The organism is Leclercia sp. UBA5958, assembly GCF_002430365.1.
GTDB classification, from domain to species: domain Bacteria; phylum Pseudomonadota; class Gammaproteobacteria; order Enterobacterales; family Enterobacteriaceae; genus Enterobacter; species Enterobacter pneumoniae.
Map to the genome: position 1 here is coordinate 69,242 of NZ_DJCE01000005.1, position 19,978 is coordinate 89,219.

The window sequence follows — 19,978 nt, forward strand, 5'->3', positions numbered from 1 at the left end:
GAGAGCTATGCTAACAGTGCCTGGCTTGTGCTGGCTATGTCGGATGCCCTTAATGCTGAGCCATTGGGGCATCTGCTCAGTCTGTGAGAAAGCCATTACTCCACAGCGTGGATGCTGTCCGCAGTGTGGCTTATCGGCATCCAGCCTTTTTCTGCCGTGCGGACGCTGTCTGCGCAGGCCACCGCCCTGGCAGGCACTGGTGGCAGTCTATCCCTATATCCCCCCGGTCAGCAGGCTGGTACATCAGTTTAAATTTTCTCGTCGCAGCCAGCTGGCGCAACCGCTGGCAAGGCTGTTGCTGTTAGCAATATTGCGGGCCAGACGCACCCGGGCACTGCCTCCGGTGGAGATGATTGTCAGCGTGCCGCTCTGGTCTCGGCGTCACTGGCGGCGCGGGTTTAACCAGAGCGACCTGCTCTGCCGTCCGCTGGCGCGCTGGCTCAAGTGTTACTACAACCCCGCCGCCCTTCGACGCACCCGGCCCACCGCTACCCAGCACCAGCTTAGCGCCAGATTGCGAAAGCAGAACCTGAAGCAGGCGTTTCAGCTTGAATTCCCGGTGGCGGGTCGCCATATCGCTATTGTGGATGATGTCGTGACAACAGGTACGACCGTGGCTGAACTATCCCGCCTGCTTTTGCGAAGCGGCGCGGCCTCGGTTCAGGTATGGTGTCTGTGTCGAACCTTGTAGCGCCCCCAGGTTGGGCGTATTATAACCAGGTATTTTAGTCAACTATTAGGCCAATGCTATGATCCGTATTTCCGATGCTGCACAAGCGCACTTTGCCAAACTGCTGGCAAATCAGGAAGAAGGGACCCAGATTCGCGTTTTTGTCATCAATCCGGGTACCCCGAACGCAGAATGCGGCGTCTCTTATTGCCCACCGGACGCTGTGGAAGCAACTGACACCGCCCTGAAATTTGAGCAACTGACTGCCTATGTCGATGAGCTGAGCTCACCGTATCTGGAAGATGCGGAGATTGATTTTGTGACCGACCAGTTGGGTTCGCAGTTAACGCTGAAAGCGCCAAATGCCAAAATGCGCAAAGTGAGCGATGACGCTCCGCTGATGGAACGCGTTGAGTACCTGCTGCAGTCGCAAATTAACCCGCAGCTGGCCGGGCACGGCGGTCGCGTCTCCCTGATGGAGATCACCGAAGATGGCCTGGCGATTCTGCAGTTCGGCGGTGGCTGTAACGGCTGTTCCATGGTCGACGTCACCCTGAAAGAAGGGATTGAAAAGCAGCTGCTGAATGAGTTCCCGGAGCTGAAAGGCGTGCGCGATCTTACCGAGCACCAGCGCGGCGAGCACTCTTACTACTAAGTTCCCGTCTGGTTTGCCCGGTGGCGGCGTCGCTAACCGGGCCATAGAACCCGACTCCAGGCCGGGCCATGCGTTTACGCTGGCCCGGCTTTTCTTTTGCCCTCTCCTGCACCATAAGTTGACCTGCGTCTCATAATTCAAATTTTGACCGGCCGGGTGATTCTCAAATCACCAATGTTACCCGTATCATTCGCGTGGGCACTAACCCCCCCAATAACAGCCGACTAAACTAGGTAGTCTGGACGGTATCAGTGTTAGTGCCATTACAACTCTGTTCCCAGTTGGGGCAATTGGACAATAGTCGTTGAAACAACGACGTTACCCATAACAATTCAAAGGCCAGGTCAATCATGCCATTAGTCATCGTAGCTATCGGTGTTGTGTTATTACTGCTCTTGATGATCCGTTTCAAAGTGAACGGCTTCATCGCTCTGGTTCTGGTGGCGCTTGCAGTCGGTTTGATGCAGGGTATGCCGCTGGTAAAAGTTATCAGCTCTATTAAAGCCGGTGTCGGCGGTACGCTGGGTAGCCTGGCGCTGATCATGGGCTTCGGTGCCATGCTCGGTAAAATGCTGGCGGACTGCGGTGGCGCACAGCGCATTGCAACCACGTTGATTGCCAAATTTGGTAAGCAGCATATCCAGTGGGCGGTGGTGTTAACCGGCTTTACCGTGGGTTTCGCCCTCTTCTATGAAGTCGGTTTCGTACTGATGCTGCCGCTGGTGTTCACCATTGCCGCCGCGGCGAATATTCCTCTGCTGTTTGTTGGCGTTCCGATGGCGGCGGCGCTCTCCGTCACGCACGGCTTCCTGCCACCGCACCCGGGCCCGACCGCAATCGCGACCATCTTCCATGCCGATATGGGTAAAACCCTGCTGTTCGGTACTATTTTGGCTATCCCGACCGTTATCCTCGCAGGCCCGGTGTTTGCACGCTGCCTGAAAGGGATCGACAAGCCTATTCCGGAAGGTCTGTACAACGCTAAAACCTTTACGGAAGACGAGATGCCAAGCTTTGGCGTCAGCGTCTGGACCTCTCTGGTACCGGTTGTGCTGATGGCGATGCGCGCCGTGGCGGAGATGGTTCTGCCAAAAGGTCATGCTTTCCTGGGCGTGGCTGAATTCCTCGGCGACCCGGTTATGGCTACCTTGATTGCGGTGCTGATTGCCCTCTTCACCTTCGGCCTGAACCGTGGCCGTAGCATGGATCAGATTAACGATACCCTGAGCTCTTCGATCAAAATCATCGCCATGATGCTGCTGATCATCGGCGGCGGCGGTGCGTTTAAACAGGTTCTGGTTGATAGCGGCGTGGATAAATACATCGCCTCTATGATGCACGAAACCAATATCTCGCCGATCCTGATGGCCTGGTCTATCGCCGCGGTACTGCGTATCGCCCTTGGTTCTGCAACCGTGGCAGCCATTACTGCCGGGGGGATTGTTGCCCCGTTGATCGCCACTACCGGTGTTAGCCCGGAGCTGATGGTGATTGCCGTCGGTTCGGGTAGCGTGATTTTCTCGCACGTGAACGATCCGGGCTTCTGGCTGTTCAAAGAGTACTTCAACCTGACTATCGGCGAGACCATTAAGTCCTGGTCAATGCTGGAAACCATTATTTCAGTCTGCGGCCTGGTGGGCTGTCTGCTGCTGGCAACGGTGGTATAAAAAAACGAAACCCGCCATCTGGCGGGTTTTTGTTATTTCTGGCGTTTTGACAGCGCTTTTCGCCGCTTATCCAGATCCTTAATCAGCTTGTTCACCCCGTCATCGGCAAACATCGCCTCCAGCGAGGTGGATAACTTCCGGCGCCAGTTCTTGTACTGATAACTGGTGCCAGGAATGTTCACCGGCCCGGCCATATCGAGCCAGTCTTCTGGCTGCAACCCTAACAGCGCACTGTTGCTATCGGCAATGTAACGCTGCATACCGCGATTCAGGGTTGGGGTCATCGCCATCAGCGACGCTTTGTGACCGGTACGTTTCGGCAGGCAGCCATGTTTATGTAACGCATCCAGCAGCCCCTGCTTCGACAGCTCTCTGTCCTGATACAGCCCGCGCAGCACCACCTCATCGGGATACAGCCCTAAGGTTTTACCGAGCGTGAGATCGCCACTCTCCCAGTAGCCCCTGAGCGTAGGAAGGTCATGCGTCGTCGCGACTGCCATTGACTGCTGAGGATACGCTTGCGGCGCACGGAAATTCTTCTCATGGTCGTTTTCAAAATAGAGCACCTTGTAGGAGTAAACGCCGCTGTCGCGCAGTTTACTGACGATCTCGACCGGCACGGTGCCAAGGTCTTCGCCAATCACCATGCAGTTGTGGCGCTTGCTTTCCAGCGCCAGGATCGCGAGCAGATCGTCTACCGGGTAGTGAACGTAAGCGCCGTGATCCGCGGTTTCACCATACGGGATCCACCACAGACGCAGCACCGACATCACATGATCGATACGCAGCGCGCCGCAGTTCTGCATGTTGGCACGCAGCAGTTCGATGAAGGGCTCGTAGGCACGAGACACGATAACGTGCGGATCCATCGGCGGCAGTCCCCAGTTCTGGCCCAGGGGGCCGAGAATGTCCGGCGGTGCGCCTACCGAGGCTTTCAGACAGTAGAGTTCACGGTCGCACCAAGTCTCCGCTCCCCCTTCTGCCACCCCCACCGCCAGGTCGCGATAAAGACCAATCGGCATGTTGTAACCCTGGCTTACTTGCCAGCAGGCGGCGAACTGGGTATACGCCAGCCACTGCAGCCAGAGGTAGAACTCCACTTCGTCAGCATGCTGTTCGCAAAAGGCGCGAACCTGAGGGGAGTCAACGGACTGATAGGCCTCCGGCCAGACCGGCCATCCCCAGCGCATTTCGTCCTCTTTAACCTGCTGCGCATGCAGCGCATCGAACGCCGCCTGCCAGTACAGGCTTTCGCCTTCGGCGGCGATAAACTGCCGGAAGGCCAGCATATCGGCATCGTCACGCTGAGAAAAACCTTTCCACGCCATACGCAGGGCGGCCATTTTCAGCGCCGTCACGGTGGCATAATCCACCCATTCAGCCTCACGCGCCTGCTTCAGCGCCTGTTGCGTGGTATCTAACGCCCACCACGCCTGCGCCTCAGCACTGTTTTTGAAGTCATCTAAGGCATTAACGTCGATATAAATCACGTTCAGCCAGCGACGAGACGACGGGCTGTACGGGCTGGCGCTCTCCGGGTTCGCCGGGTAAAGCGCATGAATCGGGTTCAGGCCAATAAAGGCGCCGCCGCGCTCACCCACTTCGGCGAGCATCGATTTGAGATCGCCAAAATCACCGATCCCCCAGTTGGCTTCTGAACGCAGGGTGTAGAGCTGTACGCAAGCCCCCCACAACTTTTTCCCTTCCAGCAAGGCCTGGGGTTCATAGCAGCGTTTGGGCGCCACAATCACGCGGCAGTGCCAGCGATGGTCGTCACGGGTTAGCGTCAGGGTGTGGTAGCCCTCCGGCAACTTTGCCGGAAGGTTCAGGTTTTTGCCGCCGGTGGCATGGCCTTTATGCTGTTGCCCCGTTTCAGTGGTCAGCAGCCAGGCAAACTCACCGTGGCCTTCGATCGGCAGCGGCATTTTTTTACCGGCAGTGAACACTTTCACATTCGGTACAGGGGTGACCGCTGCTTTTGCGCCGGGTGTGGCTTTGTGCATAGCATCCAGCAAACGCCTTTTGGTCTCAGCACCAATAGACTGCGGTTTACCATGAGCATTGATGTAGCTGGGGCTGATCCCCGCCGCCAGGGCGGCATTATCGAGACGTTTGCTTTCCATCGCGCTTCCTTAGCGTTTTGCCTGCCAGATACGAGCCTGGTAGTCACGGATTGAGCGGTCAGAGCTGAACATGCCGCAGCGCGCGGTATTCAGAATACAGGCGCGGGTCCAGGCATCCTGGTCACGGTACAGCACGTCCACCTGTTTTTGCGCATCCACATACGCCGTAAAGTCGGCCATCAGCAGATAAGGATCGCCGCCCTGTTTACCTATGCTGTGCAGCATCTGGTCGAAGGCGTGCTTATCCCCGTCGCTGTATTTACCGCTTTCCAGCTCTTTCAGTACGGCATCCAGCACTTTATCTTTCTTACGCCATTTCACCGGGTCGTAGCCTTTGGCTTTCAGGGCCTTCACCTCTTCCACGGTATGACCAAAGATAAAGATGTTTTCGTCGCCCACCTGCTCGGCAATTTCCACGTTCGCGCCGTCCAGAGTACCCACGGTCAACGCGCCGTTGAGTGCCAGCTTCATGTTGCCGGTGCCCGAGGCTTCTTTACCGGCCGTGGAGATCTGCTCTGAGACATCCGCCGCCGGGATCAGCAGCTCTGCCGCTGAAACACAGTAATCCGGCAGGAAGACCACTTTCAGCTTATCGCCCACTTTCGGGTCGTTATTAACCGCTTCTGCCACCTTATTGATAGCAAAGATAATGTTTTTCGCCAGGTAGTAACCCGGTGCCGCCTTGGCACCGAACAGGAATACGCGCGGTACGCGATCGGCCTGCGGGTTCTCGCGGATCCCTTTGTACAGCGCCAGAATATGCAGCAAATTCAGGTGCTGACGTTTGTATTCGTGCAGGCGTTTAATCTGGATATCGAACAGCGCGTGCGGGTTGATCTCAATGCCGGTGCGCGCTTTGACAAACTCTGCCAGACGCACTTTGTTCTCCTGCTTGATGGCTCGATACTGCTCGCGGAATTTCGCGTCATCGGCATACTTTTCCAGGTTGATGAGCTGATCAAGATCGTTAGCCCACTCTTTCTGCAAAGTGCTGTCGAGCAGTGCAGAGAGCGCCGGGTTGCACTGTTTGATCCAGCGACGCGGCGTAATGCCGTTGGTCACGTTGTGGAATTTGTTTGGCCACAGCTGGTGATATTCCGGGAACAGGTCTTTCACCACCAGATCGGAGTGCAACGCAGCCACGCCGTTCACCGCAAAGCCACTCACCACGCAGAGATTCGCCATCCGCACCTGTTTGTCATAGACGACCGCCAGCTTCGCCCAGATTGCTTTGTCGCCTGGCCAGGTTTGGTCGACCTGTTTTTTGAAGCGGTTGTTGATCTCGTTAATCAGCTGCATATGGCGTGGCAGCAGGGTTTTAATCAGCTTCTCATCCCAGCACTCCAGCGCTTCTGGCATCAGGGTGTGGTTGGTGTAAGCAAAGGTCTTACTGGTGATGGCCCAGGCATCGTCCCAGCTCATCTGGTGCTCATCGATCAGCACGCGCAGCAGTTCCGGAATAGCGATCGTCGGGTGAGTGTCGTTCAACTGGATAACTTCGAAATCAGCCAGATCGGCCACGTTACGGCCCGCCAGATGGTGGCGACGCAGAATATCGGCCACTGAACAGGCGCACTGGAAGTATTGCTGCATCAGACGCAGTTTTTTACCCGCCAGATGGTTGTCGTTCGGGTAGAGCACTTTTGTCAGTTTGTCGGCGTCGATACCCTGCTGCTCTGCGCGCAGGAAATCACCGTCGTTGAATTTGGTCAGGTTGAACGGGTGAGCGTGTGTCGCTTGCCACAGGCGCAGCGGCTGAGCTACGCCGTTACGGTAGCCCAGCACCGGCAGATCCCAGGCCTGGCCGGTGATGGTAAAGCCTGGCTCCCAATGCCCCGCTTTTGTCACTTTACCGCCGATGCCCACCTGCACATCCAGCGCCTCGTTGTGGCGGAACCAGGGATAGCTGCCGCGATGCCAGTCGTCCGGCGCCTCCTTCTGCTGACCATCCGCAAAGGATTGACGGAACAGGCCGTACTGGTAATTCAGACCATAGCCGGTGGCCGACTGGCCAACCGTCGCCATTGAGTCCAGGAAACAGGCAGCCAGACGCCCCAGCCCACCGTTACCCAGCGCCGGATCGATCTCCTCTTCGAGCAGATCGGTAAGGTGAATATTGTGGCCTTTCAGCACATCGCTCACCTCCTGGTACCAGCCCAGGTTCAGCAGGTTGTTACCGGTAAGGCGGCCAATCAAAAACTCCATGGAGATATAGTTGACGTGACGCTGCCCTTTAACCGGCTTTGCCGCAGGCTGGGCGTTCAGTAACTCGGCGAGCGCACCGCTAACGGCTTGCCACCACTGGCGAGACGTCATCTCCTCTGCGGCGACTAAACCAAAACGTTGCCACTGACGCGTCAGTGCGGCCTGAAATTGCGCTTTGTTGAAGGTAGGCTGTGACATAGGGAAACGGCATCCTGTAGAAAAAAATAAACACGTTGGTGCTAGTGTGCCTGGCTCATAAACGCTCTTCCTCCTCCTGCCAGGGATTAGCCAGGGAGGAGTACCGGGGATGAGCATCAAAGTGTGATCGTGGCCACTTTATCCACCCGGTTTCGCCCTTCAGCGCTCAAGAAAACAGTCCGAATCGCCGCCTGTCTCAGAAGAGGATGAACGAAATGTCATCAACACAATAAGGTCATCCTTGTGACAATATGTTTTTTAAGGTCGTCAGAAATAGCGCAGGCAAGAAATAATTACTCACGTGAAATAATATTTTTCGACATTAACGTTAAACCAACGTTTTATTTTATAGGGATGACAGTCGCGAAACTTTATTAACTCAGGTGATTGTTAACCTTCGTTTACGGTTTGGCTTGTTAAAGCAGCAGCTTCGGTGCAACCCAGTATCCATGCGCTCTCAAGGCCAATATAAAAGTTCCCTGCCATGCGGTAATATTTTTGTGACAGAGTGCAAATTCAGGCGCATTAAAAACGGTCATAACTTGCAATAAAAGTGTTTCTGGCCGAACTTATAAGCATTAATTACGAAGCGCAAAAAAAATCAAAATTCTCGTTTTCCACACAGTGAAGTGAATACCATGTTGATTCCGTCCAAATTAAGTCGCCCCGTTCGTCTTGACCATACCGTGGTTCGCGAACGGTTACTGGCGAAACTTTCCGGCGCGAACAATTTCCGACTGGCGCTGGTAACGAGCCCTGCGGGCTATGGCAAAACAACGCTCATTTCACAGTGGGCGTCAGGTAAAAGCGATCTTGGCTGGTTCTCCCTTGATGAGGGCGATAACCAGCAGGAGCGCTTTGCCAGCTATCTGATCGCCGCCATTCAGCAAGCCACAAACGGCCACTGCGTCACCAGCGAAGTCATGGTGCAAAAGCGCCAGTATGCCAGCCTCTCTTCGCTCTTCTCGCAGCTGTTTATTGAGCTGGCCGAGTGGCACCGTCCGCTATTCCTGGTCATTGACGATTATCATCTGATCACCAATCCGGTGATCCATGAATCGATGCGCTTCTTCCTGCGCCATCAGCCAGAAAACCTTACCCTGGTGGTGCTGTCGCGTAACCTTCCGCAGTTGGGTATTGCCAACCTGCGCGTTCGCGATCAACTGCTTGAGCTGGGCAGTCAGCAGCTCTCCTTTACCCATCAGGAGGCGAAACAGTTCTTCGACTGCCGCCTGACGTCCCCGATTGAAGCCGCCGAGAGCAGCCGTCTGTGTGACGATGTTGCCGGCTGGGCTACCGCTTTACAGCTTATCGCCCTCTCCGCGCGGCAGAACAATAGTCCCACACATCAATCCGCACGGCGTCTGGCAGGCATTAACGCCAGCCACTTGTCAGATTATCTGGTCGACGAAGTGCTCGACAGTGTTGACACCTCCACGCGGCAGTTCCTGCTGAAGAGCTCGCTGCTGCGTTCGATGAACGATGCGCTGATCGTCCGCGTCACCGGTGAAGACAATGGCCAGATGCGGCTGGAGGAGATTGAACGCCAGGGGCTGTTCCTGCAACGCATGGACGACTCCGGCGAATGGTTTAGTTACCACCCGCTGTTTGGCAGCTTCCTGCGCCAGCGTTGTCAGTGGGAGCTGGCCACCGAGCTGCCGGAGATCCACCGCGCCGCAGCGGAAAGCTGGATGGCGCAAGGCTTCCCGAGCGAGGCCATCCACCATGCGCTGGCGGCGGGTGATGCCCATATGCTGCGCGATATCCTGCTCAATCACGCCTGGAGCCTGTTCAACCATAGCGAACTGACGCTGCTGGAAGAGTCGTTGCGTGCCCTGCCGTGGGAGAGCCTGCTGGAGAACCCGCGTCTGGTGCTGCTGCAGGCATGGCTGATGCAGAGCCAGCACCGCTACAGCGAAGTGAATACCCTGCTTGCCCGCGCCGAGCAAGAGATGAAAGGCGATATGGATAGCTCGCTGCACGGCGAGTTTAACGCCCTGCGCGCCCAGGTCGCCATTAACGATGGCGATCAGGAAGAGGCTCAACGCCTGGCGATGGTTGCTCTCGATGAGCTGCCGCTGGCGAACTTCTATAGCCGTATCGTTGCCACCTCGGTGCATGGCGAAGTGCTGCACTGTAAAGGCGATCTCGCCCGCTCGCTGGCGCTGATGCAGCAGACCGAACAGATGGCACGTCGGCACGATGTCTGGCACTACGCGCTGTGGAGCCTGATTCAACAAAGCGAGATTCTGTTTGCCCAGGGCTTTTTACAGGCCGCCTGGGAGTCGCAGGAGAAGGCATTCCAGCTGATCCGCGAGCAGCATCTTGAACAATTACCGATGCACGAATTCCTGCTGCGTATTCGCGCCCAGCTGCTGTGGGCCTGGGCCCGTCTGGATGAAGCAGAAAGCACCGCCCGCCACGGCGTGGAAGTGCTTTCGGCATTCCAGCCGCAACAGCAGCTGCAGTGCCTGGCGCTGCTGGTGCAGTGTTCACTGGCGCGCGGCGATCTGGATAACGCCCGTAACCACCTTAATCGCCTGGAAAACCTGCTTGGCAACGGCCAGTACCATAGCGACTGGGTCTCTAATGCGGATAAAGTGCGGGTGATTTACTGGCAGATGGTGGGTGATAAAAAATCGGCCGCCAACTGGTTACGCCAGACGCCGATGCCAGAATTTGCCAATAATCACTTCCTGCAGAGCCAGTGGCGCAACATCGCCCGGGTGCAGATTTTACTGGGTGATTTCGAACCGGCAGAGATCGTGCTGGAAGAGCTGAACGAAAACGCACGCAGCCTGCGTCTGATGAGCGACCTGAACCGTAACCTGCTATTGCAAAACCAGCTCTACTGGCAGGCAGGTCGTAAAACTGATGCCCAGCGCGTCTTACTGGAAGCGCTGCAGCTGGCTAACCGCACCGGCTTTATCAGTCACTTTGTGATTGAGGGCGAAACCATGGCGCAACAGTTACGTCAGCTGATTCAACTGAACACCCTGCCCGAGCTGGATCAGCACCGTGCGCAGCGTATTCTGCGTGAAATCAACCAGCACCATCGGCACAAATTCGCCCATTTCGATGAGACCTTTGTCGAGCGTCTGCTGACCCATCCGGAAGTGCCTGAGCTTATCCGCACCAGCCCGCTCACCCAGCGTGAATGGCAGGTGCTGGGGTTAATCTACTCGGGATATAGCAATGAGCAGATCGCCGGGGAGCTGGCGGTAGCCGCAACCACTATCAAAACCCATATCCGTAATCTGTACCAGAAACTTGGCGTGGCGCATCGCCAGGATGCGGTACAGCATGCCCAGCAGCTGCTGAAGATGATGGGGTATGGCGTGTAGTTATGCGCGTACAGAAATGATAATGGCAACCTCAGGTTGTCATGCCATATTCCGCTGAACATGAGGTGAACGGAACAATTCCACCCTGTTTAACCGATCGGCATGACAACCGAAGTTTTCGTGTTGCTTTTACCTCAGCACAGCTCAAGCTGCATTTTATGGTCGTTAATCACCTTCAGCACCCCTTCAGGCGGCACCTCATCGGTATAGACCGCATCCACCATGCTGATACTGCCCATATTCACCATCGCGTTACGCCCGAATTTCGAGTGATCGACCACCAGCATGACGTGGCGGGAGTTCTCAATAATGGCGCGCTTGGTACGCACTTCATGGTAATCGAATTCCAGCAGCGAGCCGTCGGTATCAATGCCGCTAATGCCAAGAATGCCGAAGTCGAGGCGGAACTGGGAGATAAAATCGAGTGTCGCTTCGCCAATGATCCCGCCGTCGCGGCTGCGCAACTCTCCCCCGGCGAGGATGATGCGGAAATCCTCTTTCTGCATCAGCGTATTGGCCACGTTCAGGTTGTTCGTCACCACGCGCAGATTCTCATGGTCCAGCAGCGCGTGGGCCACCGCCTCCGGTGTGGTACCGATATCGATAAATAAGGTGGCGCCGTTTGGGATCTGGCTCGCGACCTTACGGGCGATACGCTCTTTTTCTGACGTCTGGGTCGCTTTACGATCATGCCAGGAGGTATTGACCGAGCTGGAGGGAAGCGCCGCACCGCCGTGGTGGCGTAAAATTCGGTTCTGATCGGCCAGGTCGTTCAGGTCACGGCGAATGGTTTGCGGGCTGACGGCGAACTGTTCAACCAGCTCTTCCGTACTGACATACCCCTGCTTTTTCACCAGCTCGATAATGGCATCATGACGTTGTGTCTGTTTCATCAAATATCCCTGCCAGAATTATGTTCGTTTTCGCGCATGCAGCGTATCGGCAAACGCCATCGCCAGCCCAACGGCCAGACCGGCCACGTGTGCACCGTTAGCTATCGCCATTCCGAACAGATCAAACCATCCGGCAATTAACCATATTAACGCAAAGGCAATTAAGCCGCGCTGAAGAAAGATGCCGCTTTCAGGATCACGCTCGCCGCGCAGCCAGACGTAGCCCATCAAGGCGTAAACGACGCCCGAGAGCCCACCGAACCACGGGCCGCTGAATTTATGCTGCACATAGCCGCTCAGCAAGGCGCTGATAAGAGTGATAACAATGAGTTTACCGCTGCCGAGCCGTTTCTCTACGGCACCGCCGAGATACCACCACCACAGCAGGTTAAAGAGAATGTGCAGGAAGGAGAAGTGCATCAGCGCATGGCTGAAGTAGCGCCAGACATCGAACTGCACCGACGGATCATAGGGCCAGGCCAGCAGCACCATCACACTTTGGTCACCTACGACGTTCATGATGATAAACGTCAGGATACAGGCCGCCATCAGCAGCAGCGTGAACGGGCCGGCACGCTCACGCACCGTGGCTAAAAACGGAAAACGGCGGTAGTGCAGCCCGCTACCGGTGTGGCCGGATTGCCAGCTGGCCGCCAGATAGCGCGGGTCGCCCGGGTTTTCCAGAAAGCGCGCCAGCTCGGCATGCACGCGTTCGGCCTGGCTCTCATCTGCCAGCCAGACGTCCGTTTGCGTATGTTGTTGGATAGTCAGGATCACACCCTGCGTCGCCATGTAATCGACAAACGCCTGAGCGACGCGCGGGTTGGTAAAGGAGGTAATCATCAGCATTGGCAGCGGTCGCTTATTCCACACAAAGGGGGACAGTATATACCTTAAAACCCAGTGTGCTCGACTTCCGCCGGGAAATGACGGTGCCAGGCGTCGAAACCGCCATCCACGCTGTAGACCGCGTCATAACCCTGTTGCAGCAAGTATTGTGCTGCACCTTTGCTACTGTTGCCGTGATAGCACATCACCATCACCGGGGTATCGAAGTCGTTGTCACGCATGAAATCACTAAGGGAGGCGTTAGTGAGGTGAAACGCACCCGGGGTGTGACCCATGGCAAAGCTTTGCGGGTCGCGAATATCTACCAGTACAGCGGTTCCCTGGTGCATCTTCTGGTGGGCTTCTTCGACATTAATACATTCAAACTGATCCATGCGGCTCTCTTTCGGTTATTCAGGGTAGTGCGAAGTGAGGTAAGGACCCCACTATTTTACCTTCTAGTGTACGTCCTGGCGGCGGGTAAACGCCATTATGTTAGCTGTATCACTCTAAATTGTTTTTTTAATGTTACCAAAGGCGCGTTCCTTTGCTATTATGAGCGATATCGAACATTTTTGAACGTAAGCGAAAGTGCGTGAGGATACGATGGAAACCAAAGATCTGATTGTGATAGGTGGCGGCATCAACGGTGCCGGGATTGCGGCCGATGCCGCTGGCCGTGGTCTGTCGGTATTAATGCTGGAAGCGCAGGATCTCGCTTGCGCAACCTCCTCCGCCAGCTCCAAGCTGATTCACGGCGGCCTGCGCTACCTTGAACACTACGAGTTTCGCCTCGTGAGCGAAGCGCTGGCTGAGCGCGAAGTGTTACTGAAAATGGCCCCGCATCTCGCCATCCCGATGCGCTTCCGCCTGCCTCACCGCCCGCACTTGCGCCCGGCGTGGATGATTCGTATCGGTCTCTTTATGTACGATCATCTGGGTAAACGCACCAGTCTGCCCGGCTCTACCGGTGTGCGTTTTGGCGCAGAATCGGTCCTTAAGCCAGAAATCGTGCGCGGATTCGAATATTCAGACTGCTGGGTCGATGATGCCCGTCTGGTGCTCGCAAACGCGCAAATGGTGGTTCGCAAAAATGGTGAGGTGAAAACCCGCACCCGCGCGACCTCCGCACGCCGCGAGAATGGTCTGTGGATTGTTGAAGCAGAAGATATCGATACCGGCGAGAAGTTCAGCTGGCAAGCGCGCGGGCTGGTTAATGCGACCGGTCCATGGGTGAAACAGTTCTTTGACGACGGCATGAAGCTGCCTTCGCCGTACGGTATTCGCCTTATCAAGGGCAGCCATATCGTCGTGCCTCGCGTGCATACCCAGAAGCAGGCTTATATTCTGCAGAACGAAGACAAGCGCATCGTGTTTGTGATCCCATGGATGGATGAGTTCTCCATTATTGGCACCACCGACGTGGAGTACAAAGGCGACGCCAAAAATGTCGAAATTGACGAGAGCGAAATCAGCTACTTGCTGAAGGTGTATAACGCGCACTTCAAAAAGCAGCTGGGTCGCGAAGATGTGGTCTGGACTTACTCCGGCGTGCGTCCGCTGTGCGATGACGAATCCGATTCGCCGCAGGCCATTACTCGTGATTACACCCTGGATATCCACGATCAAGACGGTAAGGCGCCGCTGCTCTCCGTGTTTGGCGGTAAGCTCACCACCTACCGTAAGCTGGCGGAACACGCGCTGGAGAAATTGACTCCGTATTACACCGGCATCGGCCCGGCATGGACCAAAGGCGCTACCCTGCCGGGGGGTGATATCGACGGAAACCGGGATGACTACGCGGCAAAACTGCGTCGCCGTTATCCGTTTATCAGCGAATCGCTGGCCCGCCACTATGCCCGTACTTATGGCAGCAACAGCGTTCAGCTCCTCGGCGATGCCAAAGAGATAGCCGATTTGGGCGAGCACTTCGGACATGAGTTTTACGAAGCGGAGCTGCGCTACCTGGTTGAGCACGAGTGGGTGCGCCGTGTAGAGGATGCGCTGTGGCGTCGTACGAAAGAGGGGATGTGGCTGGATGCCGAACAGCAATCGCGCGTGGCGCAGTGGCTGGTCAGAAACGCCCCAAAGCGTGAATTATCGCTTGCGTCCTGATGGGACAGTGCGGGCTGATGCCCTCACCCATAGGGTGAGGGTGAAAAAATGAAAACGGCAACCGACGTTGCCGTTTTGCTTTTACAACCTTACCGGGTCGATATGCCATATAGTCTCGGCATACTCTTTAATCGTCCTGTCTGAAGAGAAATACCCCATATTGGCGATATTGTGCATCGCTTTGGTGGTCCACTCTTCGGGACGGCGATAAAGCTCGTCAACCTTATCCTGACAATCCACATAGCTCCGGTAGTCGGCCAGTACCTGATAGTGGTCACCAAAGTTAATCAGCGAATCCACCAGGTCGCGGTAGCGGCCAGGCTCGTCCGGATTAAAGACCCCGGTGGCGATCTGCGTCAGCACCTGACGAAGCTCTTCATCCTGCTCGTAGTAGTCACGCGGTGAATAGCCCTTCGCCCTTAGCGCCTCAACTTCTTCGGTGGTATTGCCGAAGATAAAGATATTCTCTTCACCCACGTGCTCCAGCATCTCGACGTTGGCCCCATCCAGCGTGCCGATAGTCAGCGCACCGTTAAGGGCAAATTTCATGTTACTGGTGCCGGACGCTTCCGTCCCTGCAGTGGAGATCTGCTCAGAGAGATCCGCCGCCGGAATGATCAACTGCGCCAGGCTCACGCTGTAGTTAGGTATGAAGACCACCTTCAGCTTATCGCCAATCTGCGGATCGTTGTTGATCACTTTCGCTACATCGTTGATCAGATGAATGATGTGCTTCGCCATGTAGTAGGCCGAGGCCGCTTTACCGGCAAAGATGTTAACCCGCGGCACCCAGTTGGCATCCGGATCGGCCTTGATACGGTTGTAACGGGTGATCACGTGCAGCACGTTCATGAGCTGGCGTTTGTACTCGTGGATACGTTTAATCTGCACATCGTAGAGCGCTTTCGGGTTCGCAACCACGTTCAGATGCAGCGCCATCCATACCGACAGCCGTTTTTTATTCAGCAATTTGGCGTCACGCACCGCTTTGTTCACGGTCGGGAAGTCGGCATGCTGCTCCAGCTCGCTAAGCTGGCTCAGATCGGTACGCCAGTTGCGGCCAATGTTCGCATCCAGCACCTCAGAGAGCGGCTTATTGGCCAGCGCCAGCCAGCGACGCGGGGTAACACCGTTGGTGACGTTACAGAAACGCATCGGGAATATTTTGGCAAAGTCAGCAAACAGCGACTGCACCATCAGGTTGGAGTGCAGTTCCGACACACCGTTGACCTTATGGCTAATCACCACCGCCAGCCATGCCATGCGCACGCGACGGCCATTAGACTCATCGATAATAGAGGTGCGGCTCAGCAGCCCGGTGTCGTTCGGGTACTGTTCCTGAAGCGTTTTCAGGAAGTAGTCATTGATCTCGAAGATAATTTGCAGATGGCGCGGCAGAATTTTGCCCAGCATGTCCACCGGCCAGGTTTCCAGCGCTTCGCTCATCAGCGTGTGGTTGGTGTAGGAGAAGACCTGGCAGGTTACCTCAAAGGCATCGTTCCAGCTGAACTTATGTTCGTCGATCAGCAGGCGCATCAGCTCCGGAATTGAGAGTACCGGGTGGGTGTCATTAAGATGGATGGCGGTCTTCTCCGCCAGATTGTTATAGGTTTTATGCAGCTGGTAGTGGCGGTTCAGAATGTCCTGCACCGTCGCCGACACCAGGAAGTACTCCTGACGCAGACGCAGCTCACGGCCCGAATAGGTGGAGTCGTCCGGGTAGAGCACGCGTGACACATTCTCCGAGTGGTTTTTATCTTCCACTGCCGCAAAGTAGTCGCCCTGGTTAAATTTACCCAAGTTGATTTCACTACTGGCTTGCGCGTTCCACAGGCGTAGGGTGTTGGTGGCGTCGGTGTCATAACCCGGGATAATCTGGTCATAGGCGACGGCAAGGATCTCTTCGGTTTCAACCCAGCGGGATTTTTTCCCTTCCAGTTGAACGCGGCCGCCGAAGCGCACTTTATAGCGGGTATTGTGGCGTTTGAACTCCCAGGGGTTACCGTATTCGAGCCAATAGTCCGGCGACTCTTTCTGTCGCCCGTCGACGATGTTCTGCTTGAACATGCCGTAATCATAGCGAATACCGTAGCCGCGCCCCGGCAGCGCAAGAGTCGCCAGCGAGTCGAGGAAACAGGCTGCCAGGCGTCCCAGACCCCCGTTGCCAAGGCCCGGGTCGTTCTCTTCGTCGATCAACTCTTCTAAATCTAACCCCATCTCTTCCAGCGCGTTTTTTACGTCGTCATAAATCCCTAGCGACAACAAGGCGTTGGAGAGGGTGCGGCCAATCAAAAACTCCATCGACAGGTAGTAAACCTGACGTGTCTCTTGCGACAGCTGGGCGCGGTTGGATCGCAGCCAGCGTTCTACCAGGCGGTCGCGCACCGCGAACAAGGTGGCGTTGAGCCACTCGTGTTTATTGGCGATGACCGGATCTTTCCCAATGGTGAACATCAGCTTATAGGCAATGGAGTGCTTTAAAGCCTCTACGCTGAGTGTGGGTGATGCATAAGAAAAAGGTGCATTCATATCTATGATTCCAGCGTTGTTATATCAAGCGTTGATAAAGATCGCGGTAAGACTGCGCCGCAACTTGCCAGCTAAAATCCATCGCCATCGCCTGACGCTGCACAAAACGCCAGAGAGAAGGACGAGACCACAACACGAAAGCACGGCGGATCGCACGCAACAGCGACCAGGCATTACTGTCTTCAAACGCAAAACCGGTGGCGATGCCGTCCGCCAGGTTCTCCAGCGAGGTGTCGGATACCGTATCCGCCAGCCCCCCGGTGCGACGCACAAGCGGCAAGGTACCGTATTTCAGGCCATACAGCTGAGTCAGGCCGCAGGGCTCGAAACGACTCGGCACCAGAATCACGTCCGCACCGCCCATAATGCGATGCGAGAAGGCTTCGTGATAACCAATCTGAACCCCCACCTGCCCCGGATGCTCTGCCGCAGCGGCCAGGAAGCCCTCCTGCAACACCGGATCGCCCGCCCCCAGTAGCGCCAGTTGCCCGCCTTGCTCCAGCAGGCCTGGCAAGGCTTCTAGCACCAGATCCAGCCCTTTCTGGCTGGTCAGACGGCTGACGACCGCGAACAGCGGGACTTTGTCGTTAACCTTCAGCCCCATTGCTATCTGCAGCTGGCGCTTGTTTTCGGCCTTATCTTCAACCGAATCCCGGTTGTAGCGCGAGGCCAGCAGCAGGTCTGTTTCCGGACTCCAGATCTTCTCATCCACGCCGTTAAGAATGCCCGATAAGCGCCCTTCACGGTGGCGCTGGGTCAGCAATCCTTCCATACCGTAGCCAAACTGCGCTTCGGTAATTTCCCGCGCGTAGGTCGGACTCACCGCCGTAATGTGATCGGCGTAATAGAGGCCGGCCTTCAGGAAAGAGATCTGGCCGTTGAACTCCAGCCCGTGCATGTTAAAGAATGACCATGGCAGTTCGATGTCATCCATGTGCTGCGCATAAAACATGCCCTGATAAGCCAGGTTGTGTACCGTAAACACCGACTTTGCCGGACGCCCTCGCGCCGCCAGATAGGCAGGCGCTAGCCCGGCATGCCAGTCGTGCGCATGAACCACATCCGGGTGCCAGAAAGGATCCAGGCCGCAGGCCATTTCACAGCCTACCCAACCCAGCAACGCAAAACGCAGCACGTTGTCGGTATAGGCAAATAAGTTAGTGTCGTGATACGGGCTTCCAGGTCGGTCATACAGGTGTGGCGCATCAATCAGATAGATACCCACGCCGTTGTAATGCCCGAACAGCAGTGTGATACGCCCGGCAAACGTCTCCCGGCGGCTCACCACCTGTGCATCAGGTATGCCGCGACGGATGTCTGGAAAAGCGGGCAGCAGCACGCGCGTATCAACACCACCGGCAATTTGCGCAGCCGGTAAAGCACCAATAACATCCGCCAGCCCGCCCGTTTTCAATAATGGGAACATCTCCGAACATACATGTAAGACCTGCATTATCGCTCCTGTTTGACCTGCAGTTTGCGCAGCATTTCACGCGTAACCAATACAATGCCTTCTTCTGAGCGGTAGAAACGACGCGCGTCCTCTTCCGCGTTCTCACCAATCACCATCCCTTCCGGAATGACGCAGGCACGGTCTATAACACAGCGGCGCAAACGGCATGAGCGCCCTACCCACACATCCGGCAGCAGTACCGCCGAATCGATATTACAGAATGAGTTCACCCGTACTCGCGGGAAGAGCACGGACTGCACCACCACGGAGCCGGAAATAATACAGCCGCCAGAAACCAGCGAGTTCAGCGTCATACCGTGGCTACCGGAACGGTCCTGCACAAACTTCGCGGGCGGCAGCGACTCCATATGGGTGCGGATCGGCCAGTTCTGGTCGTACATATCCAGCTCCGGCGTAACGGAGGCCAGATCCAGGTTCGCCTTCCAGTAGGCTTCCAGCGTTCCCACATCGCGCCAGTAAGGCTCTGAGGCCGGATCGGACTGAACGCAGGAGAGCGGGAAAGGATGTGCATAGGCCATGCCAGATTTTGTGACCTTCGGAATAATGTCCTTCCCGAAGTCGTGGCTGGACTGCTCGTCATTGTCGTCCTCTTCCAGCAGCTGGTAGAGGTAGTCGGCGTCAAAGACGTAGATGCCCATACTGGCCAGGGAACGATCGGGGTTACCGGGCATGGCGGGCGGATTGGCAGGTTTCTCGACAAAATCAATAACTTTGTCGTGTTCATCCACGGCCATAACGCCAAAGGCGGTTGCCTCGGCAATGGGCACCGGTAAGCACGCCACGGTGCAACGTGCACCCTTTTCAACGTGATCGATGAGCATGCGCGAGTAGTCTTGCTTGTAGATGTGGTCCCCGGCGAGGATCACCACATACTCCGCATCGTAGCGACGAATGATATCCAGGTTCTGGGTGACCGCATCCGCTGTACCGCGGTACCAGTTCTCACCATGCACACGTTGCTGGGCAGGCAACAGATCGACAAACTCGTTCATCTCCTCACTGAAGAACGACCAGCCGCGCTGAATATGTTGCACCAGCGTGTGGGACTGGTACTGGGTGATCACGCCAATGCGGCGAATACCTGAGTTAAGGCAGTTTGAAAGTGCAAAGTCGATAATACGGAACTTGCCGCCAAAGTGGACGGCGGGTTTGGCACGCGTGATTGTTAAATCTTTTAAACGGGTACCGCGACCACCAGCAAGAATCAGGGCTACAGATTTTAATGGCAGTTGACGCGCTAGCATTAATGGATCGTTCTTATCTAACCTAACCATGAC

General features: G+C 55.9%; 13 protein-coding genes. 5 read left to right on the forward strand and 8 right to left on the reverse strand.

The genetic code is table 11. From position 1 onward, the window contains the following. Positions 1-7: 7 nt before the first annotated feature. The 3 genes from gntX to gntT all read left to right on the forward strand — a co-directional run bounded on the left by gntX (position 8) and on the right by gntT (position 2,992). Complete coding sequence (gene gntX, locus B2Q93_RS07785) at positions 8-691, forward strand: DNA utilization protein GntX (RefSeq protein ID WP_286932444.1); 684 nt, start codon at positions 8-10, stop codon at positions 689-691. Between the two features lie 58 nt (positions 692-749). Next, positions 750-1,325, forward strand: coding sequence for a Fe-S biogenesis protein NfuA (gene nfuA, locus B2Q93_RS07790; protein WP_040078277.1), 576 nt, complete (start codon positions 750-752; stop codon positions 1,323-1,325). Between the two features lie 350 nt (positions 1,326-1,675). Beyond that, complete coding sequence (gntT, locus tag B2Q93_RS07795) at positions 1,676-2,992, forward strand: gluconate transporter (RefSeq protein ID WP_207292528.1); 1,317 nt, start codon at positions 1,676-1,678, stop codon at positions 2,990-2,992. 32 nt (positions 2,993-3,024) lie between these two features. Here the strand turns inward: gntT and malQ are convergent, their stop codons facing one another. Beyond that, positions 3,025-5,115: a 4-alpha-glucanotransferase gene (gene malQ / locus B2Q93_RS07800; RefSeq protein WP_212478409.1), complete on the reverse strand. Its 2,091-nt coding sequence runs from the start codon at positions 5,113-5,115 to the stop codon at positions 3,025-3,027. Between the two features lie 9 nt (positions 5,116-5,124). Further along, on the reverse strand, positions 5,125-7,518 hold the full coding sequence (gene malP, locus B2Q93_RS07805; RefSeq protein WP_286932446.1) for a maltodextrin phosphorylase: 2,394 nt from the start codon (positions 7,516-7,518) through the stop codon (positions 5,125-5,127). Between the two features lie 638 nt (positions 7,519-8,156). On the opposite strand from malP, the gene malT reads away from it, so the two are divergent. Next, the gene (gene malT, locus B2Q93_RS07810; protein ID WP_046886773.1) at positions 8,157-10,862 is read left to right on the forward strand and encodes an HTH-type transcriptional regulator MalT; all 2,706 of its coding nucleotides are present in this window, start codon (positions 8,157-8,159) and stop codon (positions 10,860-10,862) included. A 134-nt stretch (positions 10,863-10,996) separates the two neighbouring features. Here the strand turns inward: malT and B2Q93_RS07815 are convergent, their stop codons facing one another. The 3 genes from B2Q93_RS07815 to glpE are packed head-to-tail and all read right to left on the reverse strand — an operon-like array spanning position 10,997 to position 12,978. Then, positions 10,997-11,755, reverse strand: a complete 759-nt coding sequence (locus B2Q93_RS07815; RefSeq protein ID WP_040078270.1) for a DeoR/GlpR family transcriptional regulator — start codon at positions 11,753-11,755, stop codon at positions 10,997-10,999. Positions 11,756-11,773: 18 nt separating this feature from the next. Then, positions 11,774-12,604 (reverse strand): rhomboid family intramembrane serine protease GlpG, encoded by an 831-nt coding sequence (gene glpG, locus B2Q93_RS07820; protein WP_040078268.1) that lies wholly within the window; start codon positions 12,602-12,604, stop codon positions 11,774-11,776. Between the two features lie 44 nt (positions 12,605-12,648). Further along, the gene (gene glpE / locus B2Q93_RS07825) at positions 12,649-12,978 is read right to left on the reverse strand and encodes a thiosulfate sulfurtransferase GlpE (RefSeq protein WP_040078267.1); all 330 of its coding nucleotides are present in this window, start codon (positions 12,976-12,978) and stop codon (positions 12,649-12,651) included. A 211-nt stretch (positions 12,979-13,189) separates the two neighbouring features. Between glpE and glpD the strand changes: the two genes are divergently transcribed. Continuing rightward, positions 13,190-14,698 (forward strand): glycerol-3-phosphate dehydrogenase, encoded by a 1,509-nt coding sequence (gene glpD / locus B2Q93_RS07830; protein WP_046886775.1) that lies wholly within the window; start codon positions 13,190-13,192, stop codon positions 14,696-14,698. A gap of 81 nt (positions 14,699-14,779) precedes the next feature. On the opposite strand, the gene glgP is transcribed toward glpD, so the two are convergent. The 3 genes from glgP to glgC are packed head-to-tail and all read right to left on the reverse strand — an operon-like array spanning position 14,780 to position 19,975. Beyond that, positions 14,780-17,227: a glycogen phosphorylase gene (glgP, locus tag B2Q93_RS07835; protein WP_040078265.1), complete on the reverse strand. Its 2,448-nt coding sequence runs from the start codon at positions 17,225-17,227 to the stop codon at positions 14,780-14,782. 19 nt (positions 17,228-17,246) lie between these two features. Further along, positions 17,247-18,680, reverse strand: a complete 1,434-nt coding sequence (gene glgA, locus B2Q93_RS07840; protein WP_046886776.1) for a glycogen synthase GlgA — start codon at positions 18,678-18,680, stop codon at positions 17,247-17,249. Continuing rightward, positions 18,680-19,975, reverse strand: coding sequence for a glucose-1-phosphate adenylyltransferase (gene glgC / locus B2Q93_RS07845; protein WP_040078263.1), 1,296 nt, complete (start codon positions 19,973-19,975; stop codon positions 18,680-18,682). Before glgC ends, glgA begins: the two co-directional genes overlap by 1 nt. Between the last annotated feature and the right edge of the window lie 3 nt (positions 19,976-19,978).

What these genes read in the sequence shown, in the direction of transcription:
- gntX (WP_286932444.1), top strand. Translation starts at nt 8, where the DNA reads ATGCTAACAGTGCCTGGCTTGTGCTGGCTATGTCGGATGCCCTTAATG.
- nfuA (WP_040078277.1), top strand. Translation starts at nt 750, where the DNA reads ATGATCCGTATTTCCGATGCTGCACAAGCGCACTTTGCCAAACTGCTG.
- gntT (WP_207292528.1), top strand. Translation starts at nt 1,676, where the DNA reads ATGCCATTAGTCATCGTAGCTATCGGTGTTGTGTTATTACTGCTCTTG.
- malQ (WP_212478409.1), bottom strand. Translation starts at nt 5,115, where the DNA reads ATGGAAAGCAAACGTCTCGATAATGCCGCCCTGGCGGCGGGGATCAGC.
- malP (WP_286932446.1), bottom strand. Translation starts at nt 7,518, where the DNA reads ATGTCACAGCCTACCTTCAACAAAGCGCAATTTCAGGCCGCACTGACG.
- malT (WP_046886773.1), top strand. Translation starts at nt 8,157, where the DNA reads ATGTTGATTCCGTCCAAATTAAGTCGCCCCGTTCGTCTTGACCATACC.
- B2Q93_RS07815 (WP_040078270.1), bottom strand. Translation starts at nt 11,755, where the DNA reads ATGAAACAGACACAACGTCATGATGCCATTATCGAGCTGGTGAAAAAG.
- glpG (WP_040078268.1), bottom strand. Translation starts at nt 12,604, where the DNA reads ATGCTGATGATTACCTCCTTTACCAACCCGCGCGTCGCTCAGGCGTTT.
- glpE (WP_040078267.1), bottom strand. Translation starts at nt 12,978, where the DNA reads ATGGATCAGTTTGAATGTATTAATGTCGAAGAAGCCCACCAGAAGATG.
- glpD (WP_046886775.1), top strand. Translation starts at nt 13,190, where the DNA reads ATGGAAACCAAAGATCTGATTGTGATAGGTGGCGGCATCAACGGTGCC.
- glgP (WP_040078265.1), bottom strand. Translation starts at nt 17,227, where the DNA reads ATGAATGCACCTTTTTCTTATGCATCACCCACACTCAGCGTAGAGGCT.
- glgA (WP_046886776.1), bottom strand. Translation starts at nt 18,680, where the DNA reads ATGCAGGTCTTACATGTATGTTCGGAGATGTTCCCATTATTGAAAACG.
- glgC (WP_040078263.1), bottom strand. Translation starts at nt 19,975, where the DNA reads ATGGTTAGGTTAGATAAGAACGATCCATTAATGCTAGCGCGTCAACTG.